The sequence below is a fragment of the Lysinibacillus sp. NPDC097287 genome (assembly GCF_044761695.1).
Taxonomy (GTDB): Bacteria; Bacillota; Bacilli; order Bacillales_A; family Planococcaceae; genus Lysinibacillus.
In genome coordinates this window covers 279,706-305,144 of sequence record NZ_JBIWCX010000004.1, presented here as the reverse complement: position 1 = coordinate 305,144, position 25,439 = coordinate 279,706, and the positions used below count along the sequence as shown (strand labels likewise).

Sequence of the window (25,439 nt, the reverse complement as noted above, 5' to 3'; positions counted from 1 at the left end):
ATAGAAAAACACCTCCACATTGATTATTTCAGGTTTAAATACCCGTTATTCAATGAAAGGTGTTTTTATTTGTCTCATGTTATTAGGTCAGTCCCAAAAATGAAGAGATGTGTTTTTTGTCATGTAGCCTTATCGTGGCGAATTATCGGTCGTATAAGGTTTCTTTTTGAAATCATAAAAAACGAGAATAGCTACGATAAGAAAACTAATACTTACAAGTCTATATATCAAACTTAAACTAAGCCAATTCGCTAAGAAGCCTAAAAGCAGCGCACTGCTACCAACGCCTATGTCAAAGCTTGAAAAAAAGGTTCCATTGGCCGAGCCAACTTTTTCATTACTAACTTTTTGAACTGCCCACGTTTGTAAACTTGGCATAATCGTTCCATATCCAGCTCCGAACAATATCGCTGAAATGATAAGGAGAATATGATTGTTTGCATATGACAGGATAATGAGGGACAAGAACCCCATAAAAGAAGCGATGATGATGATAGACCATGGACCGTTTTTGTCATACCATTTACCAGTGAACGGACGAAGAACCGTCGATACAATCGCATTCACAAGGAAGAATAAGAAAATCTGGTCTAAGCCCATTTCTTGACCGAAAAGAACTAAAAAAGTAAGTATCGATCCAAAGGAAAATGAAGTTAATATGCCCAATAAAGCAATAAACCAAATCTCTTTTTCAAAAATCATCGCCCAAAAATTAAAAGGCGGTCTATTACTTTTAGCTGGCGCTGGTGTATACGCGAATTTCAATGAAAAAATAGCTAGTAAGGTTAGTAACGCCGAAGACCAAACGAGTACATCAAAAGAAAAAGCGTCGTATAGTAAAATCCCCATGCTCGGTGCAATAATGGCACCAACTGTAGTGGAAATTGAAAAGTAACCCATACCTTCACCCAAACGATTTTTGGGAATTACATCTACTACGAGCGTACTATTAGTTGTAGTTGAAATGCCCCATGCTAAACCATGAAGAAAGCGGAATAAGAGAAAAATCCAAACATAGCTAATTATTGGGTAGATAAGTGTGATGATGAGTAACGCAGTACTTGCGAATAGCGCAAGCATTTTTCTTTGCCCATTCATTAAATAGTAACCTACAAATGGTCTGATGATCACAGCACCCAAAGTAAATAAACTCGTCACTAATCCAATTTGAAGTGTTGAAGCTTCTAAACTGGCCAAGTGAGCTGGCAAAATCGGAATGATCATTTCGAATCCGATAAAAATAAAGAAGTTACTTATAAAAAGTAAAAGAAATGTTTTACTAAATAGATTATCTTTGTTCATATATTAATTCCTCGCTTCTAAATAGAATAATTAATTTAGAAGCGCTAGGAAAACTGAAACACTTTTTAGTTGTAATAAATCCTTTATCAACTAATTCACCTCTCGTTGCACATTCATAAAGCTCATAAGTTATATTATTTCATTTTATCGGCTGTGTCTATGTATAAAACCAATATAGTTTGTAGTTAAATACGCGCAACTAATAGGGTTAAGAGTCTACGGGGACGTAATAACAGTTTCTTTTCTTTCACTTTCCGTTTTCTTCGCAGGTGAAGTGACCCCTAAAAGTTAGAAACTTCAACCCTTTAACTTTCCTATTTAGGAGGAAAAAATTGTTAAAACTAAAAATATTCGATTTATATCCTCGATTGAATTTCCTATTTAAGTGTTGTAGTAACAAATCAAAAAACCCGGAAATAATATTCCGGGTCGATTAGCACTTACAGTTACTCCTCCATGACACACTGCCTCGCTTCCGTATTGGATCTTAAGATAACTTAAGATTACCGAACTTTAGCTTAATTCAGTATTGATGGTTCTTCTGAGTTAACGATCAATCGCACTCATCGGGTTAACCCTCCTAGTCACTTGGATTTGAAGTGAAATCTCTAATAGTATAGACCCATAATTATTTTTCATACGTATTTTTTTCTAAATCAGAATTTTCTTTGATGATATTTGGAATCAACGGAATAAGAATAATAAAAAACAATCCCAAAGAACATCCATTGTTAAGACACTGAGAATAAATGGTTGACTGCAGTAACGATGTAGATTATTTAAAAAAGTAGATGTGTTTTTTTGTGGTATAATTTAACAATTCGGTGGGGTATATATAAAGAGGTATTTTATTCTTATGCCAACTACCTTCTATCAAGTAAGAGACCATATGTGTTTTAATTTTTATTGAGCAAAAGCAGCGGTTTGATTGTACAAGTAAATAAAACTTACAGCACAATAAAAATGAAAAGAGGTATTTATTGTGGGCTTTTTTGGGTCATTGATTATTTTCGCAATTTTTATGTTCTTATTAGGTAAAATAACAAATAAATTACTTGTTGTAGAAACGAGACAAACTTAAAATAACACAGAGCGTCGATCGAAGAGGGGTTAACGCTCTTTTTGAACTTAAATTGCACTATCGTTGCAGGTTTATTGAATAAATAAAAAGGGATTTTATGTCAATGTATTCATGAGAAATGGAGGGGTTATAATGGCAGAGGAAGAAAGAGAGCGATTAAAAGCTAAAGAACAACGAAAAAACCCTGGCGCTGCTTTAAACAATGCGTGGGCTCAAGCCCATACAGGAGCACCCAGTAGTGGATGTTTGATTAATATTGGTTCAATTGTAATAATTGTACTGATTATTCTGCTGGTAAAAGCGTGCTCAAAGTAATCTTATAGAAGTGGCGGGGAGCTTTAATACATTAAGGATTTGTGATCGCAGCTTTTTTTCTTATGTGAAAAAGGCATTATGGAAGAAAAGAAATGTTGTTTTAAACCCCAATTATCTTAGATTATTGGGGTTATATAATTACTAAATAAGCCGTTAATGAAATAGTTCTTCTTTTAGTTCCGAAAAACGTGTGAACTTGTTAGTTGATGGGATCAAGTCCCACGCAAAGTTTTGTTCTACGCCGGAAACTATCAATCTATAAAATGAATTAAATGTAATTACACTGATTGTATATCGTGATAGATCAGCAAAGTAGGGTGTCAAATTTCAGTTTGTAAGGTTTAATATTATATTCATACCTTTCTCATTATGTATGGAAGGTTGTACATAAAGTAGAGGGGCGATTGTTCAATTAGAGCAATCGCTTCTTGTGCTATAAAATTGTTCGTACAATGTTTTAAAGGGAGACAGGCCGCCTCTCTTTCAATACGAAAATTTAATAGTAGGGCCTCCATAACTTTTTCAGTCAAAAACGCGCTCATGTCTTGTACTAAGACTTCTACCGCCGTCATTCTCCCAACGATCAATGTCCCAGTTGTCAGGTGTTTCTCCGCCATCAGGAAAAGTACCAGTTCTCGCATCAGAAATACTCACTTTCATAAATGACATTTTATACATCATCCTTTTTTATAAAATATTTCATTTCTATATTATGTAAAGTTTTATGTTTTAGTTCATATTCAATAAAAAAAGTTGTTTAAACTGAAGCATGTTCCTTATTAAGCTACAATGGCTTATCGAAATTGTATATGGTAAAATTATGGAATTTAGAACTTTTGATTTTTCGACCGTATTAATGTAAAGAGGCAAAGACGTTCATAAAAATGTAGTAAAGGGGTGGGTTAATATTATGAAGTTTATTGATGACTTGGCTGGTGCAGTTTACGATGTATTAAAGTTAGTATTAAAAAGTGTAGGGTACATAATGGCTGGCATGTTAATAGTTGCAATTCCACTTTACTTAATTGTATGGGTATTTGAATTAATGCAGTGACTTGGATAGTTATATTTTTAAAAAGTTTTCTTTAACAAACGGGGTGAATTGATCCAAGAAGGATAATGCCTTTTTTGAGCTTATTGAGCTAACGATTTAGTTGAATAAGAAATGAGAATATACTTTCTGAAAATAGTGAAATTTTATTAAATATTTTGGTGGGGTGAGATGATGAAATACATTGAAGAAGCTAAATATATTTGGAAAAATTACGTTCCAAAGAGTGGTCAATCAGATACTGTTGAAGGTGAACTAATAAGGGCGATTGAAAAACTTAGATATGAAGCTCCGAATAATGGGAATGGTAACTGGGATGAAGGGTTTGAACTATTTTGCTATTACCTTTGGGATATTCTAAATGATAAAAGCGTTTTTGGAAAGCATGTTTTGGATGAAATAAGAGCAGATATTGATACGATAAATAATAGTGAAGTACCGTACTTTGAAGATGATTTATATGATCGAATTACTGACCATATCATTGAATGGAGTTTAGCTCATAAAGGTCCAATTAAAAGGGAAAAGGACCCAAAACAATATAGATAATGTTATTAAACTACCTGAAGCGATTGCTAAACCAGAGCAGTCGCTTCTTATGCTAAGCAGCAGGTTAGTTGAAGTGGTAATTTCTAAAGTAGTTCCATTCAGAAAATGACAGCATAACAAGGTTTTAATGAGAAATAAATTGCTCTAGGTTAAGAAAAAGGGCAGTTTTTTATTGAACATAAAAATATTGAATCATCAATTTCTCTTTTCTCAAAACATTACATATTAAGGGGAGGATATTATTGAATATTACTCAAATTAAAGATGCGTTATTTAAACAAGCCACGATTTTTAAAACAGGTGGATTTCGACCGACAGAGGAATTAGGAGAAAGTTGGATTGGTAAGGTTTTATGGGGAAGACGATGGGAAATACCATCTAAATTTGATCCGATTTGTACATTGTTTTTAAATGATCTACCCTATTTACCAAAGGAATTAAGAAACTATCAATTGATAACAGTTTATATGGATTTCGATGTATTTAATAATTTAAATGAAGATAATTTAGTTGCATTTTTTAAGATAAATTGTTTTACGAATTTAGATGAAATACAAAAGATAAATGAACAGTCTACAAGAATAAAACCATTCCCATTAGAACCTCTATTTATTGATAATGATACACCTGCTTGGGATTCAGATGATATTGACCCCGAAATTCAAGATGAAATATTACGCCTTGAATTTGAAGATGGTATTGAATATTACGATGACATTGTCGAGAAAATATATTCAACGCACAAATTTGGCGGGTATCCTTCTTTTACTCAAAGTGGAATCTCATTTGGCGAAGATTATCCTTTTGTATTTCAAATAAGCTCTGATAGTAAAGCTCAATTCAACATAGTTGATAGTGGTAGTTTCTATTTTTTCTATAATCAAGAAAAACAAGATTGGATTGTGTACTGTGATTTTTATTAGGCTCTTTTGTATAGATCGTTGCTCTATTTAGAAGAAAATAACTTCAGGGGGCTTATACGACCAGCGTTGATCAAAAAACACACAGTAAGAAGGAAAGGACAAAGCGCCTACCAATCGATCGAAGGATACTTTCTCATATTGAGGATAAGGGAAGTAGATTAAAAGGAGGAGAGTTAATGTCAGATATTGTTGTATATGATAAAGCAAAATATCATTACCAAGGTGAATTTCCAAATGATATCTCATATGATCAAGCGTTTGTGCACACGGGGATGTTCTTAGGTTGGATAATAGATAATAATTTATTTAGCGAAGAGTTTAAGGAAGAAACACAAATTGAAATAAACAAATTTAGGCAAAGGGACATTTCTGGAACACAGATATATAAGATTTGGGATGGCGTCTTAGTAGATGATATGTTAAACGATGAAGGGAATAAATTCGCCAAGTTTTATTTCGATTTCGAAACAGGACTATATTTGAAAGATTATGAAGAAATTTTTCAAAATATAGATACTCTTTATCATGTAAATGACAACTGGGAAAATTATTTTAAAATTAAAGAGGTCATAGATAGGAGATTTAAAGAGTACAAAAGCAAATAGAGTAATTATGATGCGATGCGCCGCGGAGGATTAACACTTTACGAACGTATTATTATAATACTGATGGTTAATGGCTTAAAGATTATTTTCAAATCAGAAACCTTTACCAATCATTTCCGTAAAACTTACTGATAATGCCATTAGTCATTTTCTCAACAGTACTGGAGGTTGTAATAGTACGTCTTGTCTAAATGCAATTGTTTCCGTCAATCGCTGTTAGAAAAAACGGAACTAACGTTTTTCAAAATTCATAGTATCTAAAGGGGGACTTGGGATGGAGAGTTTGAAGAAGAAAAAACTTATGGTTTATACAATAGTAGCTACAGCTTTTTTGTTAGTTGGAACGATTGCCTATGCTATATTACGGGATGACGATCCCTATAAGTATTTCACGGGTATAGGAGATCAATTTGAGATTTCACCTGATGATAAACACTTTCTTTTTCCCTACTATGTAGATGGTAAAGAAGGGCTTTATAAAGCAAATGTGGACGGTACAGATGTTAGGCAAATAACTAGTTCTGACAAAGCAAGACATCATTCTCCGAAATATTCAGGTGATGGAGCCAAAATATTATTTTTGTCTAAAAATTCAGATGGTGTTAACTCGCTTTATGTAGCCAATCAGGATGGTAGTCAACAGAAACAAATAACATTCAACGACGTTCATGTTTCCGAAGCGGTTTTTTCATATACAGGAGAAACCCTATATTATACAGGCGTGTCGGCCTCTGCTTTAAATAAAGCAGAGGGGGAAACGAAAGACGGATTTGATTTATATAGCGTTAATTTACATGGGGAAAATACCAAACAATTGACTACTAAAGATTATTTTAGCATGAAATCACTTTCTGTTTCACCTGACGGAAAAGCAATATATTATAGCTTGTTCGATGGTGATAAAGAAAGATTCACCTCGTTTTCACTTGAGAATAATGAGGAAAAAGAAGCGTCAATATCGGAAGTGCTGCCAAAAGATAGCTACAATCATCAATTGTCACCAAATGAAAATAAACTCGCTTACACTGCTGTTTCGGAAGAATCACAAAACACCTCTCTATATAAATATGAGTTATTTACAATCGATATCGACGAGCGCCAACCGAAAAGATTGACACATCTTAATTCATCTGTGGTTTCTCCAAAATTTTTCCATCGTAAAAATCAAATGGCTTTTTTAGAACATACGAATTGGTCAGGAGATCCTGCTGAAAATGATCTTTATGTATTAGACATTGGAACTGGAGATTTACAACCTGTTGAACTGGCTTTATCTCCTCAAGTTCCAGGTCATTGGTTTATAAAAGGCATTAACAAGCTTGTAAACGGGCTTACAATAGCGGTTTTATATATGGTCTTGATTGGTTTATTGATCACCTATCTACATCAATATAATTCTAAAAGAAAAAGTTATGTACCCGCCATAGCTAGTCTAATCCTTACAGTTCTCGTATTTATCAGTACTATTATGGTAGTCATTATGGTTGATCCTTGGTTGGGGATGGGGCTTGGGACAATAGCGATAGCTTTATTGGGATGTACTGTTATCGTTTTTGGCTATGCGTTTGTTTTAAACTCTGTCGTAAAAAGGAATTGACATGTCTGTTTATCTTCATTCAGCAGAAAACTCCCACCTCTATAGGTGGTGAGATGAATGCGGTTTTAGCTTTTTTTCAGTGGGTGTCCAAACGCCTACTGAATGAAGAAAAGCCTCTGGCGGATGTCACAGATTTTGAATTGTGCAAGCACAATTCAAAATCTGGACGCAATTACGCCAAGGCGTAATTGATTGAATACGGCTGGGGTGTATCTCCGGCTCATTCAATGTATGAAAACGAGGAAGTGTTGTGATGAAAATGAGAATGTTTTTAGTCCTTGTTGGGGTATTACTTGTTACTGCTTGTGGTCAAGAAAACCTTAATGAACAACACGATGAATATTTATCAAACAAGGGTTGGGAGATTAAAGAGTCTATCGAAGTCGAAACCTATATATTAGATATTCCTAATGAAATGCTGAGTAATTTTGAAGGGAGCGGTATTACATTTATGAGGGAGTATTTAGGGGAAGAAATTACAGAACATGTCTATAAGTTAAAAGAAAAAGATATCGAAGGAGATTGTTTGAAAGCAGTAGTTTTCGAAGTAGAAGAAGAGATTATTGGGGGTTATGGAATTCTTCCAGATTGGACACCCGGTACATTTAATTTAGACGATAAAGAACGTCTAATCAAAGAACATTTCATTAAACAATAAAAGACAACACGGGTTAGACTGCTTTTTTTACGAAGCAGGTTATTGCACAACTAGAGGAGAAAATATGAATCTTTATTTGAATTTTTTTGGTCTTATAATTTTATTAATTACGATATTTATACTTTTAATTTTTGGTGTTACATTATGTATTTCATTTATTTATAAGAAGCAATTCCCAAAAAAACTTTTGATTGCTTCGATTACAAGTAGCATTGTGTTTTTAGGGTTATTTGTATATACGAATTATTTTTTTACGTGGGATAACCTTGAAGGTGAATTTTACAAAGGACCTGTGAATTCGCCAACGGAAAAATATACAGCTAATGCTTACTTTATTAATTATGGTGGTGCAGCTGGTGGTGTCGATTTATGGGTAGAGGTCACTTATAACAATGACAACGATAAAAGTGAGACTGTTTATTATAGTGATGCCAAAAGTGATTTTTCTATGGAGTGGAAGAACGAGAATACTTTATATATCAAAAATGATGATCCTGAGTATCCAAATTCGAATAGAAGTATTGAATTGGAAGTTGGGAAAGAAATATACCATGAAAGCGGTTTAGCTTGTCGAAGCTGGTTGATGAAAGATGAGTATGAGACTTGCTATCAATACAAATGACTCTTGTGCTACTTACAGTAGCAATAGTGGGGGATGATGGAGTTGCTTTGGCAACTCTATTTTCTTGTTCATCTACTGGCGCAGGTAGTTGAATAAGTAATTATATTAAGTGAAATTGGTGATATTTATTACGATTCAACCCCATATATTCATCCAGTAGTAGATAACTACTACAAACAGTTGGAAATAGAAGGGGAATAGGATCTGGAATTATTAAAACTAGAAACAGTTATTCTAAGTGACTTAGATTTGGTAGCAGTTTTGCTGTTATTCACGAATAATAAAGTTATTTTATATCGAGAAACAATCCCAAATAAAAAGGTGTCGAATTTTACAAATAAAGTTACAATTAAAATTAGTGATGCTATTAATCAAAAGAGTAGTTTAGGAGGAATACAATGCACACGTTGAATTTACTGAAATTTCAAGAGATTGATTTTGCTGATTATTTTAGTCTTGTATCTAATGAAAAAGTTATGGCGCAAATTACAGAGTACGCTATTCCTTTTGAAGAGGCTCAAATCGATTTTCAAAATTTATTAAAACGTAATGAAAAATATGAACACTCGGGTTCATATAAAATCTACGATAGTTCAACCAATGAATTTATTGGACTTGGCCATTTAACTTTGGATGAAGAAAACAATGAAGTAGCTGAAATTGGCTATATGATAAAGCCAGAGTATTGGGGTAAAGGATATGGAGGTGAGATAGCGAATGTATTGATTGAAAAAGCTAAGAACTCAGCATTAAAGACACTAAAAGCCATTATTGACCCAGATAATATTGCATCTAGGAAAATTTTAATTAAACAAGGATTTGTCTCCGGAAAAATTTGTAAAATTGGAGGGTTACCAGGAGAAATACTAAGTAAAAAACTATAGAAAAATTTGCAACTTGAGGGAACGAAGTCACTCCCGAGAATGTTCAGACGGTAGAAGATTTGGATAAAGCACTGGCTTATAAACGGCTGATTTCCTAAGGTGGTCTGCTTAAGGAGCTTCATAATAGAATTGAATTTAAATGATGCGGAGAACGGGGATCTGATTCACTTTGGTGCAAATAGTGCGGTTGATGTCATGGCTTATTGGCATGATGCTTTGAAGAAATAAGTTCTAAAAAAAGATTGATAGAATAAAGGGAGCGGAATTGGTGAAAAAAGTCCACGTTCTAATATTCGGGAGTTTGATTTTAGCTACAATAGTAGGAGTTTTCGGTCAAGGAATTGCTTATTTTATGAATGAGAACATTGTAAAAACATACCCTATATATTATTTAACAGCGTTAACAATGATAAGTATTTTCTTGTATTTAGTTACATTTGCATTAACGTATATATATTTTAAAAAGCTGAAAAATGAAAACGATATATTTGGTTTATATCTCTTTGCTATTTGTTTCCTAGGTTTACCGACTTCTCTTTGGTCATTATTTGTTTTAGCTATGTGGTGGGGCTGATTTAAAGATTAGCCGTATTATCGAGAGTGGCTGCGGCTACTCTTTTTTTCTTGGCCAGCGGGAAACTATTTTACACATCCATAGAATTCATGTAAAGCATTTTTAGAATACATAGAAGTAGCAAAGTTGCTTATTTAATTATTTTGCAACCGATTTACTTCCTCATTCGACTTTATTATGTAACGGAGAGGAGAGCCGAAATGGAAATAGCAAAATTAGTACATAAAGCAAAAAAGGGGGAAGATGAAGCATTTGAACAACTAATTAGTTCAGTTCGACAAAAGTTGTATCGGACAGCCTATGCATATGTAAGAAATGAACAAGACGCTCTGGATATCTACCAAGAAACGATTTACACAGCTTATCTTTCAATAAAAACATTAAAAAAACCTGAGAGTTTTGCTAGTTGGATTACAAAAATTCTAGTTTTTAAAGCGATTGATTTTATACGAAAAGAGTATCGCCATTTTTCTACAGACGATGAGAAAACATTTGCTGCATTGATTACACCTGAAAATGGAGATTTTATTCTGCATTCAATGGATCTATCAGAAGCCCTCAATTTCTTAAATCCAACCGTAAAAACCATAATTTTATTGAGGTATTATCATGACCTGTCCATCAAGGAAATTGCCACAATCATGAATGCTCCAGAAGGAACGGTTAAATCGCATTTAAGTAGAGCGAAAAAGGAACTCAGACCGATTTTAAAGGAGGGCTATCTAGGATGAATAAGGAAAAATTCAATGAATCGATCGACAATATAAATGTACCTATCGACAAGCTAATGGAAAGAGAAAAAACGGCTATACTGCATGCTAAGAAAAAAAGAAAAGTTGGCAGTAAAACAAAACGTATATTCTTAGTTGCATGCGGGTTATGTGTGTCGCTCCTTGGCTCTGGATTCGTTTCCACAGGCATGGCGGAAGCATTGTCCAACATTCCGCTGATTGGCCCAATCTATAAAGAGTTTAGAGATATTGCCTCTACTAAAATTGAACGTGATCAACTAGCAACAATGATTGATAAACAAGATAGTCATAACGGCTTAACAATGACCGTAAAAGAAGCAGCCTATGATGGCAACCGTTTAATGGTTTCACTAGTTTACACTGGTGAAAAAGCACTTGCGTGGGGAGAAGAGAGTAGTTTTTCATATATAACAATTAATGGACAACCCGTTAAGCGAGCGATAAGCGGGAGAGGGGGACAAGATGATATAGACCCGAAAACAATTATTGAGCATCAAGAATTGACATTCGCTAATTACGATGAATACGGTGATAAAATTGAAGTCGCGATCCACGGGGAAAATTTGTTTGGCTATGAGGGCGAGTGGGAGGTCGCTTTCCCGCTTGAAAAAGTAGCAGGCGAAATTTATGAGTTCTCACCACAAGTGTCAGCACAAACACTTGATGAAGTGTATACAATAACCGCTGAAAAAGTGACTTTTACCCCCCTAGCAACAAGAATCGATTTAAGCGTTGACTACCCTATTGAAATGAATGCAAACGATACATGGCCTTGGTTTGAAATGTATGTACTCGATGATTCTGGACGAAAGTATGAAGGGTTGACGTTACAATCGGGTGTGATGCCAGGGAATTATGGTCATCATAATATCCTAACATTACCGCCATTAGATACGATACCCGAATCCTTTACACTCAAGCCAGGTCATAGAAATAGCGAAGGCTATCTTGAAGAAATTAAGGAATTAGAATTGGTAATCCCTTTAAATAAAAGTAAATAATGACCTCGTTTGTTTCGTTTAATCATACCTTAGAAGTATCTTATGTTAACTGGATGCAGATACATTTAGCTGTTTAGACAGCTCTTTTATTCAGTTATGAGGATAGTTTAAGAAGGACTTCAAGGCTTTCACATTGAATTACTTATTTACATATAAAAAGTGGGTGGAAATAATGAATAAAATTTATATTATATCTGGTGCAGCAGGAGTAGGTAAATCCACAACTTCAAAGGGACTTTCAGAACAGATTGATCATAGTGCTTATATTGAAGGTGATTTAATAAATCATATGGTTGTTAGCGGATATCTTCCACCTTGGGAAAGCGAAGAATCACTATCGTTAGTTTGGGAAAATATAGCTGATTTAAGTATCAATTTTGTACAGGCAAATAAGGATGTAATCATTGATTATGTTGCTTTCCCAGAAGAAGTAGAAAAATTTTCTCAAAAGATTTATGCTGAGGAAAAAAACGTAGAAATTATATATGTTATTTTATGGGTCGATAGTGATGAACTGTTGAGGAGAGATGGTTTAAGGATTAAAGAACATCAGATGGGAACAAGATGTTTAGAATTAGTGTATGAATTTGAAATTAAAGGAATAGATAAACGCTTTTTTTATAACACAACCGACTTACAGCCATCGGATTTAGATGAAGTCTTTCAGAATATAAGAGAAAATCCTGCATTCAAATATTGATTCATTCATCAACTATCGAGACAGATTAGTTGAATAAGAAGGAGTAGAGGGTTATTTTAAATAGGTATAATAAAGTGGGATTTTTAATTTCATTACTATATTGAATAAATATTTGAAAGATATTGTTCAGCTTTACGTATAGGAAGGAGGAACAAAGTTTTGAACGGAATTGATTTGATTGGATTACCCATTCTAGGTGGCTTATTGCTACTTTTATTAGGTTTCATCTACGTGATTTCTGGTGGGGTGAAGCGAAATAAAAAAGAAAATTAACTCTAGTTATTTTATTAGATTTGGATTATTTACTGGCTTAACAAGTGATATAATTAGGAAATTATGTTGACTTATGTATTCAAAATATTACTGAATAATATGAGGGAATTAATAGATAGGGTAACCTACTACTTATTCCGAATACCAAAAAAATTGTGAAGAATTATACTTTGTCTCCCATGAAAGAACGTAAGAATCTTTCATTTTCTGTGGTGTAGCGTTTTTTATGCGACATGGATGGTTAGCGGGGTCAAGAGCTTTAGAGAAAGACTGCTAAAAAGCAGTCTTTTTGTTTTGCAGATAAAGCAGCAGGACAATTCAACAAGTGTGATAAATAGTTTATCTCCTTAGGTGTATAATTTACCTATTCATAATTCAAAACTACTATTAGTGAAATTAGTGAATCAAAAGCACTTACTATGTAACAGAAGGGAACAAAAGCATATGAAATACGAATGGAGAAAACAAGAGAAGAATTTATATATCCCAAAACAAAAACCTGAACTTGTAACGGTTCCAGAGCAGCAATTTTTTATGATTAAAGGAAAAGGTAATCCAAATGATTCTGAATTCGCTGAAAAGATAGGTGTGCTTTATTCGTTGGCTTATGCGGTCAGAATGATGCCGAAGCAAGGCTATACACCAGAAGGTTATTTTGAATATACTGTCTATCCTTTAGAAGGCATTTGGGATTTAACAGAAAAGGGAAGGAAATTAGATACATTAAACAAAGATGAATTAGTCTATACAATCATGATTAGACAACCAGATTTTGTAACAAAGGACGTCGTGGAGAGAGCCTTCGAACATGTAGAAAAAAAGAAACCACATCCATTCCTAAATGACGTAACATTCGGTACAGTACAGGATGGCTTATGTGTACAAATGCTGCATGTAGGTCCATATGATGATGAACCGCAAAGTTTTGAATTAATGAATGAATTTATAAAAAATAATAATCTTGAAAGAATGTCATTACTACATCGAGAAATATATCTTTCAGATTTTAGAAAAGTCGAGCCTGCAAAATTAAAAACTGTTTTGAGATATAAGGTTAAGCCGATAGAATAGCGTAATCTATCAACTCAAAATGGGTGAATGTTCAATAATGTAGTAAGGTGAATAAGAATCCAAAAAAGAAGACAATTGAGTCAATTCCATAAATAGTTTTTCTAAGAAGAATCACGAACATTTAAGTGGAGCGAAAGGCGGCGACTCCAGCGGGAAAAGCAAGCGAACCGAGACCCTGGACTGAGCGTAGCGAGGGAAGCGGCTCGGTGCTTGCCCGCGGAAAGCGTCCGCCTGTAGCGTAACGATGCGAATAATCATATTTTTTATCTTTATAATGTTCGTATTTGTTGATGGAAATATGAATTATGAAATTGATTCAATTGTATATTTGTAATAAAGTTTGTTTAAAATCATCTCCCCTCTATAGAATGCTTAGAGGGGAGATGAACTATAAATGGGTATTTATGTTAATGTAATGAAAGAAGATTTAATGAAATTTAAAAGGTTCGTGGTTATATATCGTATAAAAAAATGACTCTACGATATATATTGAGGAGGTCAGAATGAAATGGAAAATAATACATATAAAACAAGTCAATTGTTAGAAATTCTGGGTGTATCAAGAGATGCACTGAGGTATTATGAGGAACGTGGAATTGTAAAACCAAATCAGAATGAAACGAATAATTATCGAAATTATAATGATTTTGATATTTATGCATTATTAGTTGCTGATTTTTATAAAAAGCGAAATTTATCGATGAAAGAAGTTCGAAAACTACAAGAAGGAATAGCAATAGAAGAACTGGGATCTTTATTGGAAATTAAAGCTGAACAATTAGAAGAGACTATACAAAATAATAATTACATGCTTCAAAAAATAAAGGAAACAAAAGCATTCTGTGAGCAATTAAAAGATCACTTAAACCAATTCTCCATCAGGGAATTCCCAACTTATAAAGTAATCGGTGAGTTTTCTGACTTTTTTTCCTTTATGGAGTATCCCGCCATATTGGAAAACATGGATATGATGAAGGACGATATACTGAGCAAAATCATGAGAAAATATATTGTTGATGAAAACGGGTTTCTGGATTCCAAGATGTATATTGTTGAAAAGTATGAATCGATACATAAGGAAAAAAGTGGATGTTATTTACGATATGATAAATGCATCTATACAATTGTTGAGGATGGCAGGTATCAAAATGGAAATGATGATATTCAAGATAAAGTTTTTCATTCTACTTTAGAATGGGGAAATGAACAAGGACTTAAAATAAAAGGAATAGCTTTTATTAATACTCGTCTAATTACATATCTTGATAATAAAGAACGTGCCTTTTTAGAAATATATATTCCAGTAGAAGTTGAGTAAATATACTTTTTTATAGATATTGACCTGGGGGTAACACCATAGTTTAATTTTAAAACCAATGGAACAAATACAAGCTGTTCTATTGTTTTTTAAAATTCAGGAGGGTGTTTGGTATGAGTGGAATGGTAAAAAAGTATATTTTATGGACCTATGTCATGTTCTTTGTGTTTCTTCTTGTCATAGGACTGACGATGTTTCTATTAAAGTCTCAGCCTGTAGTAGACATATTAATTGTGCTATCATCATGGACAGCTACCTTTGTCTTCATAATAATGTTCCGTAAAATCTACCCCCAAGGGAATCTATGGAACTTTGTGAAAAGTCAGTTTAGAGAAAGAATCACAATATCAACGGTATTGTGTGTCGTTCTAATTCAATTTTTACTTTTGGTTGGTAGTCTCTTAATTACTAACAAAGTATGGAATGTCCCTATAAACGAACAATTAGCTGCTTCATGGGCTTCGCTTCTGATCCTATTTGGCTATAATTTAATCCTTGGGCCACTTGGGGAAGAATTAGGGTGGAGGGGATTTGTATTAAATGAATTGCAAAAAAGATTCAGTCCATTAAAATCAGCCATTATTGTTGGATTGACTTGGGGTTTCTGGCATGCACCATTATGGCTTATGTCAGGATACTCAGGATTACAATTGGTGCAATATATCATTTGTTTTTTGAGTGCCATTGTTGCTATATCAATAATCATAACCGCATTTTATAACTTGAATCATAATCTCATTATTTCTATTATGATCCACCAACTTTTCAATTATTTTATGGGCATTCAAGTTGGAAACATACTTAATACGCTCACAGTTACCTCAGTATTATATTTAATAGTGGCCGTAGTTTTGGTTTTAGTTAACTACAGAAAGTGCTTATACAGATAATTGAATGGAGCCTTTGTTTTGTGAGAAAGACGAGACTGATTTTCGGTTTATGTAGTTCCTTCTTAGAACGGTTATTTAATGAAAGTTTGGATAAAATAGTAAGTTTTTATATGTAAACCTTCTTGAACGATGCAGTTTTGTTTAATAGGTATAGGGTTTTTAATAATCACATCAGGGTGAAATAATGTATTGGGAGACACTTTCTGATTGGGTTTGGATAATTTATTACTTGTTTTTAATTGCAACCTTGGGAACTGCAATATTTAATGTTATTCGGATGAAAATGATAAGTTTGTCCGTTATTACCATCGTTCTTACATTAAGTGTTCCGATAATTACTGTTGCAAATAGCATCGGGAGAGAAAAAGGAGTGAATGAGTTTGAACATTTAGTTACTCATTTACAACAAGGTTCTTTTTGGTCTGTTTCTGTAATCATAGCTTTCCTATATTTACTAGTTTGGTGGGTTAAGATTCTAAAAATAAGAAGGGATTTTTTGTTAAATAAACTTGCTGAACAGTTCGCGAATGAAACGAATTAAACAACTATATTATTAATGCAAAGTACAATCATGATTTGCAATAGAAAAGAGATAGCTTGTTCAACTATAGAAGTGTTGTTTAAAATAAAAATTCTATCTTAGATTTTAAAAAAAAAACAGAGTTAAACTCTGTTTTTTTGTTAAGCCCTATGATTTGTTCACTAGAAAAGCGAATGTTGAGAACCGACGTTTAGTTAATTTACAGCTCTTTGGTTATATTCAATCCACTTTTCCATTTCTCGCTCCACTGCTCGATTTTGCCATTCGAACCAAATGACAGAGCATTCACTGCAATGGCTGTCTACGCCACTATTTTTATGCATATCTTTACGTGTAAATAAAGTTTTTTTACGACAGCTGAAGCAGTATATTTCTTTATCTTCATAGAACGCCATAACTATCAATCCCTTCAATTTACACATATTCATTTCCAATTTTCATATGAATTATTCTAAATCACAAACTATTTCATTAAGGGTGATGAATAGCTCTAAAGAATAAATGATTTAATGAGAATTCTGCTAATTGTATGTGAATAAATACGCTTAAACGTATGGGGCAATAGTTTAATTAGAGAAATCACTACTTTGGCTAACGTTGCAACTTAAGTTAATTTTCGTACAGGAAAGAGAGGAAGTGATACTATTGAAAAATACAAAATTGAGATTGATATGGATAATTCCGAATATATGTTGTTACATAATGTTTATTTCTTTCTCCGCGTTTGTATTAATAAATGCTACTGGTTTGAAGGATGTAGATAGATTATCAACATGGATAATAGCAATGCTTGCTCTTTTCGTAGTATCCATTTTTGGTAGTTTTCGAATATACGGTTGGATAAAAGAAGGTAAAATGTGATTAACTGATATTATGCTAATGATGCAGCGTAGATACTTAATTATAAATTGCTTGCTTTTATATTCATTACTCCTTGGTTTATAGTTTATTGGAGCGGAAGCGGCTCGGTGCTTGCCCGCGGAAAGCGAGCACCCCGTAGCGGAAATGAACATACGACTTTAATAGTAATGGTTGAAATTGGTTAATTATTACACCTGATAAGAAACATTAATTAGAAATTAGTTCAACTGCCATTCATGGTGTAAAATTAATCTAATATACCGTTTTAGGAGGAATATATTATGGAACATGAATTAAAAGAGTTAATAAAAAAGTGTGACCTTGCCATAAAACAAGAAGATTTTGATACATTGATGAATTACTATACGGATGATGCAATTCTCGTTGTAAAGCCGGGAATGATTGCACGAGGCAAAGAGGAAATCAAAAACGCATTTATAGCAATTGCAAAATACTTTAATAACAGTATCGTACCAACACAAGGGGAAATGATTATTTTAGAAGCGGGAGATACTGCGTTAGTTCTTTCCCAAACGTTACTTGATGCAGATAAAGAAGATATTGAATTTTCAATGGATAGAAGAGCAACATATGTATTTAAGAAAAATGCACAAGGCGATTGGTTATGCGCAATTGATAACTCATATGGAACAGAATTAATCAGTAAGTAGGCATTCATGTATGACGATCGGAGCGTAAATCACGCTCTTTTTGTTGAATATATTGAATAAAAAGGGCAGGTCAGGTTAGTTGAAGATTAATTGATATACTTTTGAATGAAAGTTTAATATAATATATTGTTCAGGAAAGCTATTAATTTTCGTTATGATTTTCAGATACATTATGTCTTTAGGCTTGTTTCAATTGAAAGAGCCAAGCTAATTTTTTATTGTTTTCATTGCTAAAAGAATATAGTATATACTTTTATAGTCCTATTTTTTAAAGATAAAGTAGGAAAGTAAATTAATAGAAAGTTTTATTGGAGGATTATTATGAATTACAAAATTATTAACAAACAAGTTTTTGAACAAGCACAGCTACGATCGGTTTCGGATGTACCATTCACTGAAGAAGAACTTCAAACGGGTATGAAGATTGCTGTATCTAAGGCTGATGATACCCTTGCATTGTATTTATTAGACGTAGATGGTCACAAGAAATTCGAAGTACGCTGGGATGATTCGTCTGAACTTTTCAACGGCTGGTATTCTGCATGGGATAATTTCTGTTGGTGCCTAGATATAGTTAGTAAATAAAAATGTAAAATAAATAATATCAACTAGAAACGAACATTCATTTTGTTTTCAGTTGATATTATTTTTTGCTAACAAAAGCGTGGGTTCCCTGATATCAACGTCTCAATGATTGTAATAAGCCTTGGTTTAATTGCGTGACGGCTGCCAACAAGAAAAAGATGCGATACTAATGTCTCTTCTGAAATTAACTTTTAAAGTTATTGATAGTTAATAAGTTCACTTTTCACTCGACAAATATGATTTTATATTATATAATTAATGTAATAAGATCGTTTACAAGAAAAAAAGAATTCACATATTACAAAGAGTAATCATGTTTTGTTCGATACTTTTTGTAATGTGTGAATTCCTTCTTTTGAAGGAATATGATGTTATTTAATACAATTAATGGAGGTCATTTAAATGACACAACAAGGTACAGTAAAATGGTTTAACGCAGAAAAAGGTTTCGGTTTCATCGAAGTAGAAGGCGGAAACGACGTATTCGCTCACTTCTCAGCTATCCAAGGTGAAGGTTTCAAATCACTTGACGAAGGTCAAAAAGTTGAATTCTCAGTAGAAGACGGCCAACGTGGACCACAAGCTACAAACATCGTAAAACTTTAATTTTTAATGATGTAACCATAAAAAGAGGCTTCCTTTCATTAGGAGGCCTCTTTTTTGCATAGGAAGTTTAGAATATTGTATTGTAGGTACTGGTTATTGAGTTCTTCTCTGATAGGAGATATAGATTTGATGGATTTATCTTTTTACCAGATAAGAAAATCCTAATTTAAATAAAAAAGTAAGGCAATTTAAAATAAGTAAGATAATTATTTGTAATGTAGCAAGTACAGTAGTAAGTAAAAATAAATCGAAATATGCCTCACCAGGCGGGCCATCTTGCTGAGGAACTACATTGAAATATTCTATAAAATAATACGTAAGGATGGAGCCCGAATAACCTACATAAATACAAATCCAATGTAAAGAGAAAACAATTCTAAATCTACTGAACCAAAGAATTAGATTAATAGACATGATGATTAAAGGAAAGTAAATAAATTGAAAATTGATGAAATCAATGCTTTCACTTTCAGAAAAAACGAATAAATATTGAATTAGACAGAAGAGGATAAAGTTTGTTAAAGCTACTAAAATAACTGTTGAACGTTTATTTGTATGCATTTTTCTATTCTCCAGACTTAAAAACTAATAATTTGCAAATGTTTACCATCGTTTATAATCCTTTTATTATAGTCTTTTTATGAAAAGAAGCAACGAATAATTTATGTAGCATCATATCTATTAAGTTGATCTTTTCATTGGATTTTGGGTGAAATAATCAACTCTTTAATGATTTAGAAACAATACCTTTAAATATGCACGTTATAAATCGAGGCATTTTAAAAAATTAGAAGAGATAGTGTTACTTTTATACGGAGACTACATATCGGCACTTATCTATATTAAATAAGTATATAAATTACTTTTTAGAAGAGTAGAGTATAGAATATGATGAAGTGAACTTGAGAGCACAGGCAGAACAACATAGCATTAGGCTACACCTGGATTGGGATAGGGTATCCTTTAACAATGAAGTGCTTGTAACTTCTCACACGAGTCTTTCGGAAAAAATCGTGCTATACTAGTAGGTATGTTATAAATTGAGGGAGATTACCAACTTGAAATATTTTAAACCACAGATGCAGCAATTAGTGAAAGAAAATCGTGAATTACATGACCGCCTAAAAGGACTAATGGCTGACATGGATTTGCAAAAAAACTATGCATTAAAGGCGCTGTATCATGCAGAAGTAGCAGACGGTGGACGCTACCAGCAAGATTATCAAGCACTAGACCATTTATATAAATAAGATGGTTTATAAAGACCAATACCAACTAAAGAGTTGTCTCAGTAATTTTTGAGACAACTCTTTTACGTATGAAGTAGTTACAGGAGAAACTTGGAAAGGGGAGTTAATATGAGCAATTATGAAGATCAATTAATAGATATTATAAAAAATGACAGTTCTATAATGTCAATTTTAGAAGCGGTTGAAGAATTAAACCTAAGTGACGCTTGGGTTAGCGCTGGACTTATTCGCAATAAAGTTTGGGATGTTTTACATAATATCAATACGCCAATCAATGATATTGATGTTATCTATTTTGATAGTACGGATACTTCGTGGGACATAGAAAAAAGCTTTGAACAGAAACTTGAAGCTTTACTACCAAACCAACCATGGTCAGTAAAAAACCAAGCACGTATGCATATGAAAAATAGTTTCGCCCCGTACACTTCTTCTTATGATGGGGTTGCTCATTTTACAGAAATACCAACTGCAATTGCTGTAAGACTTCAAAAAAGTGAACTTGAAGTGATGGCTCCATACGGGTTAGAGGATTTGTTTAATAAGATTGTTCGTCCCACTCCATATTTTCAAAAGGGTAGTGAACTTCAAGCCATCTATATAAAACGTATGCAAGAAAAAGAATGGGATAAAACTTGGAAGGATTTATCGATAAGAACTATAGTATAAGAAGTAGTAAATAATCTTCTTTCATCAAATTCTGCATATCTGTAATTATTGAAGGATTTTGAAAGTCGTACATTATCTAGACTATAATAGCTGTAAAGATCTCCTGCCAATAAATATTGGAAGTCGAATTTTCAACATTAGGCAAGGATCATTAAAAAGGGGGACCTTCTTTGAATTCAGCTACAATTAGATTGGCAGAAATTAATGATGCAGCTAGAATACTAGAAATACAAAAAGATGTTATCACTGAAGAACAGTTTTTAATGACAACTATTGATGAGTTTAACCAATCACTAGAGGGTAAGAAAGAGTGGATTCAGGAGAGGCTAATCAATGAGTATGAGACGATTTTAGTTGCTGAAATTGACAATAGTATTGTTGGTTGGTTAGTATTTCGAGCCCCTGTACGGAAAAGAATTGCACATACAGGAACTTTCGGTATGATGATGGATAAACAATATCGTGGTCAAGGCATTGGCAAGAAGCTCCTGCAGGAATTATTAAAATGGGCCAAGGAAAATCCACTAATTGAAAAAGTTTGTTTAGGCGTATTCTCAACAAATGAAAACGCCATTGCTTTCTATAAAGATATGGGTTTTATCGAAGAAGGAAGAAAAATTAATGAAATAAAATTGAGTGACCATGAGTACGTAGATGACGTATTAATGTATAAGTTTGTAAAGTGAAAATTCATACTTTGGGTATTTTGTTGCCAAAATACGTTTTAGAAAAAGACATGGACTGTCTCAAAAGCTAATGACAATTAACTTTTAGGACAGCTTTTTAAATCTGTTTGACAAAACTGTCTTTTCCGTCACAAGTAATAAATAGAACAAGATAGGCATTGGATTACTGACGTGGTGCCAATAACATCACAGAAACACCAACTAAACATATAATGGCACCTAACCAATCATAAAAATCCGGTGTTTTTTTATCAACTCCCCAACCCCATAAAACGGAAAGTATGATAAATATGCCTCCGTAGGCAGCATAAACTCTACCGAATGACGGGAACGATTGAAAGGTTGCGATAACTCCATATAAAGCTAACGATATTCCTCCAAAAACGCCCCATAGATAGGGTTTGCCTTCTCTTAACCATAACCAGATGAGATAACCTCCACCGATTTCAGCAAGTCCAGCAAATATAAATAACAAAATTGAATAAATCATTTCTTGAATCTCTCCTTGATAATTTTAATCACGATTAGGCTGGGTAATAGATTGTCATACTCAATCGGGCTAATGTTTCTCCAGAATTAGTATACGTGTGAGGTCTATCCGCCTTAAATCGGATTGAATCTCCACTTTGTAGTGTATATTGACCGTCGATAACTTCGATCGTTACTTCTCCGTCAAAGATAGTGATAAATTCCTCTGTTCCTTCTTTATGAGAATCGGAACTTAATGTGCCTTCCTTCTCAATTTCAATCGTGTACATCTCAAAACGTTTGTCCTCTTGAAAGGGGAAAGAGGGGTAGACGCGATACCTTTCATTGTCTTCAGTCAATACTTGGATTTCATCTTTTAAAACAACTGTCGTATCCGGCTGCGGATTGTTGATGAGGGATGTAAAGGAAATCTTTAAGCCATTCGCGATTTTCCAAATAGTTGTTAAAGTTGGGCTGGACTCGCCTCTTTCAATTTGACCGATCATCGTTTTACTGACGCCACTCAATTGAGCAACCTTTTCTAAGCTCAACTTTTCCTTCTCTCGGATCGCTTTTAAATTTCTTGCAAGAACTAGATGGATTTCCTCCATAATAATCACTCCTACACTATGTACAATATAACGACCGTTATGTATAATAAAACGAACGACGTTATATTGTTTGTTTTGGACATTATAGCATACAACATAGGGGAGGTTTAATGATGCCTTTATTTTCATTTTTGTTATTTGTGATTATTACCAGCTTTACACCAGGTCCTAATAATATTATGGCGATGGCGTTTGCGAATAAACATGGCTTGGGTAAATCAGTGAGGTTTAGTTTTGGGGTTGGTACTGGATTTTTTGTGATTATCTTATTATGTAGTGTTTTTAATATTGTCTTAACTCGTGTTATGCCAATCATTGAATTTCCATTAACTATTTTGGGTGTCGGGTACATGTTGTATCTGGCATATAAAATCCTGATGAGTAAAGATAGTGATGGGGAAAAAGAGGAAGAACATCAGAGCTTTTTCTTAATCGGTGTTTTGTTGCAATTTGTAAATCCAAAAGGCATTCTTTTTGGGATCACAGTAGTAGCAACCTTCATTTTGCCTTATTATGATTCATACTTTAGCTATCTGCTTTTTGCGTTATTTTTAGGGGCAGTTGGTGTAACGAGTACATTTAGTTGGGGACTATTTGGATCGGTATTTCAAAAGCTCTTAATACAATATAGAAAACAGTTCAATATTGTGATGGCAGCATTATTGGTGTATAGTGCTTTTTCAATTCTTGTTAACTAGAACGATAATATTTTATATGTCGTTGATTTTAAGTAAAAAAAGAGTTAACTCTACAATGGCATTAACTCTTTTTTCGAGAGTCGAGTAGCTTGGGGAATATTGGTTATGAAATACGTGCTTTTCTACTTACTCTGCAAACTAATCGCATCAAAGCATTTTGTATTGATGGAAAGGTTGTAGTGAGGACATTAATGGTCTTTCTCATTGGCATAGGACATATGATTGGTTTATTTTTATGAACGCCATCTACCGTGATTTTAGCTAATTGCTCTGGGGACATTTTCTTTTGTTTTTTTAATTGGTTTGTAATGATTGATTTATTTATCTTAATAGCTTTCGCATCATCAAAAATAGGGGTATCAACGAAAGTAGGGCAAAGGGTACTTACCTTAATACCGAATTCTGCTGCTTCATAATGAAGAGATGTGGTAAGCCCAACAACAGCATGCTTTGTTGTAGAGTAGGCTGAAGATATAGGGGAAGGTCCAAGTCCTGCAGCAGATGCTGTGTTAACGATATGTCCAAAACCTTGTTCTTTCATAATCTTGTATCCAACCTGAGTTCCGTAAATAACTCCCCATAAATTAACGTCCATGATTTCTTTCCAGTCTTCAATTGACATATCATAGAGTTCACCGTACATAGCCATCCCAGCATTGTTAAACAGATAATCCAACCTGCCAAACTCCTGATATGATTCAGTAATGACTTGTTCCAAACTCGTGCACTCGGTTACATTTACATACACAAACCTAGCATTGATGTTCTTATTATTGAGCTCAGTTTCAAAGGACTTTCCCTCGTTTACATTAATGTCTGCAATAACTACGAATACATTATTTGAAACTAGTTCACTGCAAATAGCCCTGCCAATTCCAGAAGCCCCACCAGTCACAATGGCAACTTTCTTTTTCTCCTCCATATTTTACACCTCGTTCACTATGATTTTTGTATAGTAAAGTTGATCAATCAGGGTTGAGTATTCCTCCGCAACAATCGCAGCCCCACTACTATTTAAGTGAATTCCATCTAAAGTAAGATGAAGTCCTCGTTTTGTTGATAATTGATTAATACGAGTAGGGTTCTTGTAAAACAGTACATCCTTCATAACGCTCATAACACTTGTGCCAATGTATTCCGAACTCCTAACATTGGACAAGTGTTCCTCAAACACAGTTTGCAAATTCAAAAAGCTTGTATTTGGATGAATACTAGAAATTGATTGCATTAGGGCAGACAATTCTCTTAATTCTTTATTTGCATCATTTGTTGTATTTTCCCCGACGACTGCTGGTGATACGACAACAACATGTTTAGAAGAGGCGAGCACCGTTTCTATAACTTTAGTGAAGTATTCTTGGAATTCCTCGTGGTCTTTTGCGACAGGCTGTGCTTGCACTTTAAGCAATTTAGAATAGACATCATTGACCCCAATCCAAAGAAAGGTAAGATCATAATCAGTTTCTAATGTTGTTTTGGTTAATCGAGTATGCAGACTTTTAACAGTTTCTCCGGATTTTCCGAGGTTGATAAAAGTAATGCTAGGGTACTTTTCTTTTAAGAGATTTGAGAAAGACACTCCAGGACGACCATCTGTTAAACTATCACCAATTAATCCAACTTTCAT

At 33.7% G+C, this 25,439-nt stretch carries 30 protein-coding genes; 24 read left to right on the top strand and 6 right to left on the bottom strand.

Going from position 1 to position 25,439, the window contains the following annotated elements; genetic code table 11:
- Positions 1–129: 129 nt before the first annotated feature.
- A complete protein-coding gene (locus tag ACIQ2D_RS09005; protein ID WP_402862600.1) occupies positions 130–1,302 on the bottom strand; it encodes an MFS transporter in 1,173 nt (390 codons plus the stop codon).
- Between the two features lie 1,213 nt (positions 1,303–2,515).
- Here ACIQ2D_RS09005 and ACIQ2D_RS09000 point away from each other — a divergent pair.
- From ACIQ2D_RS09000 to ACIQ2D_RS08920, 17 genes are all read left to right on the top strand, one after another.
- Positions 2,516–2,698: a DUF6366 family protein gene (locus ACIQ2D_RS09000; protein WP_402862598.1), complete on the top strand. Its 183-nt coding sequence runs from the start codon at positions 2,516–2,518 to the stop codon at positions 2,696–2,698.
- A 910-nt stretch (positions 2,699–3,608) separates the two neighbouring features.
- Positions 3,609–3,752 (top strand): hypothetical protein, encoded by a 144-nt coding sequence (locus tag ACIQ2D_RS08995; protein ID WP_402862596.1) that lies wholly within the window; start codon positions 3,609–3,611, stop codon positions 3,750–3,752.
- Between the two features lie 168 nt (positions 3,753–3,920).
- Positions 3,921–4,298, top strand: coding sequence for a hypothetical protein (locus ACIQ2D_RS08990; RefSeq protein ID WP_402862594.1), 378 nt, complete (start codon positions 3,921–3,923; stop codon positions 4,296–4,298).
- A gap of 242 nt (positions 4,299–4,540) precedes the next feature.
- Positions 4,541–5,221 (top strand): DUF1963 domain-containing protein, encoded by a 681-nt coding sequence (locus ACIQ2D_RS08985; RefSeq protein WP_402862591.1) that lies wholly within the window; start codon positions 4,541–4,543, stop codon positions 5,219–5,221.
- Between the two features lie 176 nt (positions 5,222–5,397).
- A complete protein-coding gene (locus ACIQ2D_RS08980; RefSeq protein ID WP_402862588.1) occupies positions 5,398–5,826 on the top strand; it encodes a DUF7832 domain-containing protein in 429 nt (142 codons plus the stop codon).
- A 274-nt stretch (positions 5,827–6,100) separates the two neighbouring features.
- Positions 6,101–7,423, top strand: a complete 1,323-nt coding sequence (locus ACIQ2D_RS08975) for a DPP IV N-terminal domain-containing protein (protein WP_402862585.1) — start codon at positions 6,101–6,103, stop codon at positions 7,421–7,423.
- A gap of 250 nt (positions 7,424–7,673) precedes the next feature.
- Positions 7,674–8,081 (top strand): hypothetical protein, encoded by a 408-nt coding sequence (locus ACIQ2D_RS08970; protein ID WP_483869745.1) that lies wholly within the window; start codon positions 7,674–7,676, stop codon positions 8,079–8,081.
- A gap of 64 nt (positions 8,082–8,145) precedes the next feature.
- Positions 8,146–8,703 carry a DUF5412 family protein gene (locus tag ACIQ2D_RS08965; protein WP_402862582.1) on the top strand — a complete coding sequence of 186 codons (558 nt, stop codon included), beginning with the start codon at positions 8,146–8,148 and terminating at the stop codon, positions 8,701–8,703.
- A 398-nt stretch (positions 8,704–9,101) separates the two neighbouring features.
- On the top strand, positions 9,102–9,587 hold the full coding sequence (locus ACIQ2D_RS08960) for a GNAT family N-acetyltransferase (RefSeq protein WP_402862579.1): 486 nt from the start codon (positions 9,102–9,104) through the stop codon (positions 9,585–9,587).
- Between the two features lie 268 nt (positions 9,588–9,855).
- Positions 9,856–10,161: a hypothetical protein gene (locus ACIQ2D_RS08955; RefSeq protein ID WP_402862576.1), complete on the top strand. Its 306-nt coding sequence runs from the start codon at positions 9,856–9,858 to the stop codon at positions 10,159–10,161.
- Positions 10,162–10,361: 200 nt separating this feature from the next.
- Entirely contained in the window at positions 10,362–10,892 is a 531-nt protein-coding gene (locus tag ACIQ2D_RS08950) for a sigma-70 family RNA polymerase sigma factor (RefSeq protein ID WP_402862573.1), read from the top strand.
- Complete coding sequence (locus ACIQ2D_RS08945) at positions 10,889–11,914, top strand: DUF4179 domain-containing protein (protein ID WP_402862570.1); 1,026 nt, start codon at positions 10,889–10,891, stop codon at positions 11,912–11,914. The genes ACIQ2D_RS08950 and ACIQ2D_RS08945 overlap by 4 nt, the downstream gene beginning before the upstream one ends.
- 172 nt (positions 11,915–12,086) lie before the next feature.
- Positions 12,087–12,614: an AAA family ATPase gene (locus ACIQ2D_RS08940; RefSeq protein WP_402862567.1), complete on the top strand. Its 528-nt coding sequence runs from the start codon at positions 12,087–12,089 to the stop codon at positions 12,612–12,614.
- Positions 12,615–13,331: 717 nt separating this feature from the next.
- A complete protein-coding gene (locus tag ACIQ2D_RS08935; RefSeq protein WP_402862564.1) occupies positions 13,332–13,958 on the top strand; it encodes a GyrI-like domain-containing protein in 627 nt (208 codons plus the stop codon).
- 508 nt (positions 13,959–14,466) lie between these two features.
- Positions 14,467–15,276 (top strand): MerR family transcriptional regulator, encoded by an 810-nt coding sequence (locus ACIQ2D_RS08930; protein ID WP_402862561.1) that lies wholly within the window; start codon positions 14,467–14,469, stop codon positions 15,274–15,276.
- Between the two features lie 113 nt (positions 15,277–15,389).
- Positions 15,390–16,166 carry a CPBP family intramembrane glutamic endopeptidase gene (locus tag ACIQ2D_RS08925; RefSeq protein ID WP_402862558.1) on the top strand — a complete coding sequence of 259 codons (777 nt, stop codon included), beginning with the start codon at positions 15,390–15,392 and terminating at the stop codon, positions 16,164–16,166.
- A gap of 184 nt (positions 16,167–16,350) precedes the next feature.
- Positions 16,351–16,707, top strand: a complete 357-nt coding sequence (locus tag ACIQ2D_RS08920; RefSeq protein ID WP_402862555.1) for a hypothetical protein — start codon at positions 16,351–16,353, stop codon at positions 16,705–16,707.
- 194 nt (positions 16,708–16,901) lie between these two features.
- Here ACIQ2D_RS08920 and ACIQ2D_RS08915 read toward each other — a convergent pair whose 3' ends face one another.
- Positions 16,902–17,102 carry a hypothetical protein gene (locus tag ACIQ2D_RS08915; protein WP_402862552.1) on the bottom strand — a complete coding sequence of 67 codons (201 nt, stop codon included), beginning with the start codon at positions 17,100–17,102 and terminating at the stop codon, positions 16,902–16,904.
- A 747-nt stretch (positions 17,103–17,849) separates the two neighbouring features.
- Here ACIQ2D_RS08915 and ACIQ2D_RS08910 point away from each other — a divergent pair.
- From ACIQ2D_RS08910 to ACIQ2D_RS08885, 6 genes are all read left to right on the top strand, one after another.
- Positions 17,850–18,239: a YybH family protein gene (locus tag ACIQ2D_RS08910; protein WP_402862549.1), complete on the top strand. Its 390-nt coding sequence runs from the start codon at positions 17,850–17,852 to the stop codon at positions 18,237–18,239.
- A gap of 321 nt (positions 18,240–18,560) precedes the next feature.
- Positions 18,561–18,824, top strand: a complete 264-nt coding sequence (locus ACIQ2D_RS08905) for a hypothetical protein (protein ID WP_402862546.1) — start codon at positions 18,561–18,563, stop codon at positions 18,822–18,824.
- A 402-nt stretch (positions 18,825–19,226) separates the two neighbouring features.
- Positions 19,227–19,430, top strand: coding sequence for a cold-shock protein (locus tag ACIQ2D_RS08900; RefSeq protein WP_038187584.1), 204 nt, complete (start codon positions 19,227–19,229; stop codon positions 19,428–19,430).
- A gap of 1,058 nt (positions 19,431–20,488) precedes the next feature.
- Entirely contained in the window at positions 20,489–20,680 is a 192-nt protein-coding gene (locus ACIQ2D_RS08895) for a hypothetical protein (protein ID WP_402862543.1), read from the top strand.
- A 108-nt stretch (positions 20,681–20,788) separates the two neighbouring features.
- The gene (locus ACIQ2D_RS08890; RefSeq protein ID WP_402862540.1) at positions 20,789–21,349 is read left to right on the top strand and encodes a nucleotidyltransferase family protein; all 561 of its coding nucleotides are present in this window, start codon (positions 20,789–20,791) and stop codon (positions 21,347–21,349) included.
- 170 nt (positions 21,350–21,519) lie between these two features.
- Positions 21,520–22,035, top strand: coding sequence for a GNAT family N-acetyltransferase (locus ACIQ2D_RS08885; RefSeq protein ID WP_402862537.1), 516 nt, complete (start codon positions 21,520–21,522; stop codon positions 22,033–22,035).
- Positions 22,036–22,198: 163 nt separating this feature from the next.
- On the opposite strand, the gene ACIQ2D_RS08880 is transcribed toward ACIQ2D_RS08885, so the two are convergent.
- Positions 22,199–22,525: a YnfA family protein gene (locus ACIQ2D_RS08880; RefSeq protein WP_402862534.1), complete on the bottom strand. Its 327-nt coding sequence runs from the start codon at positions 22,523–22,525 to the stop codon at positions 22,199–22,201.
- A gap of 34 nt (positions 22,526–22,559) precedes the next feature.
- Positions 22,560–23,114, bottom strand: coding sequence for a helix-turn-helix domain-containing protein (locus ACIQ2D_RS08875; RefSeq protein WP_402862531.1), 555 nt, complete (start codon positions 23,112–23,114; stop codon positions 22,560–22,562).
- A gap of 113 nt (positions 23,115–23,227) precedes the next feature.
- On the opposite strand from ACIQ2D_RS08875, the gene ACIQ2D_RS08870 reads away from it, so the two are divergent.
- Positions 23,228–23,812 (top strand): LysE family transporter, encoded by a 585-nt coding sequence (locus ACIQ2D_RS08870; protein ID WP_402862528.1) that lies wholly within the window; start codon positions 23,228–23,230, stop codon positions 23,810–23,812.
- A 103-nt stretch (positions 23,813–23,915) separates the two neighbouring features.
- On the opposite strand, the gene ACIQ2D_RS08865 is transcribed toward ACIQ2D_RS08870, so the two are convergent.
- Positions 23,916–24,734 carry an SDR family NAD(P)-dependent oxidoreductase gene (locus ACIQ2D_RS08865; protein WP_402862525.1) on the bottom strand — a complete coding sequence of 273 codons (819 nt, stop codon included), beginning with the start codon at positions 24,732–24,734 and terminating at the stop codon, positions 23,916–23,918.
- 3 nt (positions 24,735–24,737) lie between these two features.
- Entirely contained in the window at positions 24,738–25,439 is a 702-nt protein-coding gene (locus ACIQ2D_RS08860; protein ID WP_402862522.1) for an SGNH/GDSL hydrolase family protein, read from the bottom strand.

Coding starts and splice junctions, on each gene's coding strand:
- ACIQ2D_RS09005 (WP_402862600.1), bottom strand. CDS start 1,302: ATGAACAAAGATAATCTATTTAGTAAAACATTTCTTTTACTTTTTATA.
- ACIQ2D_RS09000 (WP_402862598.1), top strand. CDS start 2,516: ATGGCAGAGGAAGAAAGAGAGCGATTAAAAGCTAAAGAACAACGAAAA.
- ACIQ2D_RS08995 (WP_402862596.1), top strand. CDS start 3,609: ATGAAGTTTATTGATGACTTGGCTGGTGCAGTTTACGATGTATTAAAG.
- ACIQ2D_RS08990 (WP_402862594.1), top strand. CDS start 3,921: ATGATGAAATACATTGAAGAAGCTAAATATATTTGGAAAAATTACGTT.
- ACIQ2D_RS08980 (WP_402862588.1), top strand. CDS start 5,398: ATGTCAGATATTGTTGTATATGATAAAGCAAAATATCATTACCAAGGT.
- ACIQ2D_RS08975 (WP_402862585.1), top strand. CDS start 6,101: ATGGAGAGTTTGAAGAAGAAAAAACTTATGGTTTATACAATAGTAGCT.
- ACIQ2D_RS08965 (WP_402862582.1), top strand. CDS start 8,146: ATGAATCTTTATTTGAATTTTTTTGGTCTTATAATTTTATTAATTACG.
- ACIQ2D_RS08960 (WP_402862579.1), top strand. CDS start 9,102: ATGCACACGTTGAATTTACTGAAATTTCAAGAGATTGATTTTGCTGAT.
- ACIQ2D_RS08950 (WP_402862573.1), top strand. CDS start 10,362: ATGGAAATAGCAAAATTAGTACATAAAGCAAAAAAGGGGGAAGATGAA.
- ACIQ2D_RS08945 (WP_402862570.1), top strand. CDS start 10,889: ATGAATAAGGAAAAATTCAATGAATCGATCGACAATATAAATGTACCT.
- ACIQ2D_RS08940 (WP_402862567.1), top strand. CDS start 12,087: ATGAATAAAATTTATATTATATCTGGTGCAGCAGGAGTAGGTAAATCC.
- ACIQ2D_RS08935 (WP_402862564.1), top strand. CDS start 13,332: ATGAAATACGAATGGAGAAAACAAGAGAAGAATTTATATATCCCAAAA.
- ACIQ2D_RS08930 (WP_402862561.1), top strand. CDS start 14,467: ATGGAAAATAATACATATAAAACAAGTCAATTGTTAGAAATTCTGGGT.
- ACIQ2D_RS08925 (WP_402862558.1), top strand. CDS start 15,390: ATGAGTGGAATGGTAAAAAAGTATATTTTATGGACCTATGTCATGTTC.
- ACIQ2D_RS08920 (WP_402862555.1), top strand. CDS start 16,351: ATGTATTGGGAGACACTTTCTGATTGGGTTTGGATAATTTATTACTTG.
- ACIQ2D_RS08915 (WP_402862552.1), bottom strand. CDS start 17,102: ATGGCGTTCTATGAAGATAAAGAAATATACTGCTTCAGCTGTCGTAAA.
- ACIQ2D_RS08910 (WP_402862549.1), top strand. CDS start 17,850: ATGGAACATGAATTAAAAGAGTTAATAAAAAAGTGTGACCTTGCCATA.
- ACIQ2D_RS08905 (WP_402862546.1), top strand. CDS start 18,561: ATGAATTACAAAATTATTAACAAACAAGTTTTTGAACAAGCACAGCTA.
- ACIQ2D_RS08900 (WP_038187584.1), top strand. CDS start 19,227: ATGACACAACAAGGTACAGTAAAATGGTTTAACGCAGAAAAAGGTTTC.
- ACIQ2D_RS08890 (WP_402862540.1), top strand. CDS start 20,789: ATGAGCAATTATGAAGATCAATTAATAGATATTATAAAAAATGACAGT.
- ACIQ2D_RS08880 (WP_402862534.1), bottom strand. CDS start 22,525: ATGATTTATTCAATTTTGTTATTTATATTTGCTGGACTTGCTGAAATC.
- ACIQ2D_RS08875 (WP_402862531.1), bottom strand. CDS start 23,114: ATGGAGGAAATCCATCTAGTTCTTGCAAGAAATTTAAAAGCGATCCGA.
- ACIQ2D_RS08870 (WP_402862528.1), top strand. CDS start 23,228: ATGCCTTTATTTTCATTTTTGTTATTTGTGATTATTACCAGCTTTACA.
- ACIQ2D_RS08865 (WP_402862525.1), bottom strand. CDS start 24,734: ATGGAGGAGAAAAAGAAAGTTGCCATTGTGACTGGTGGGGCTTCTGGA.
- ACIQ2D_RS08860 (WP_402862522.1), bottom strand. CDS start 25,439: ATGAAAGTTGGATTAATTGGTGATAGTTTAACAGATGGTCGTCCTGGA.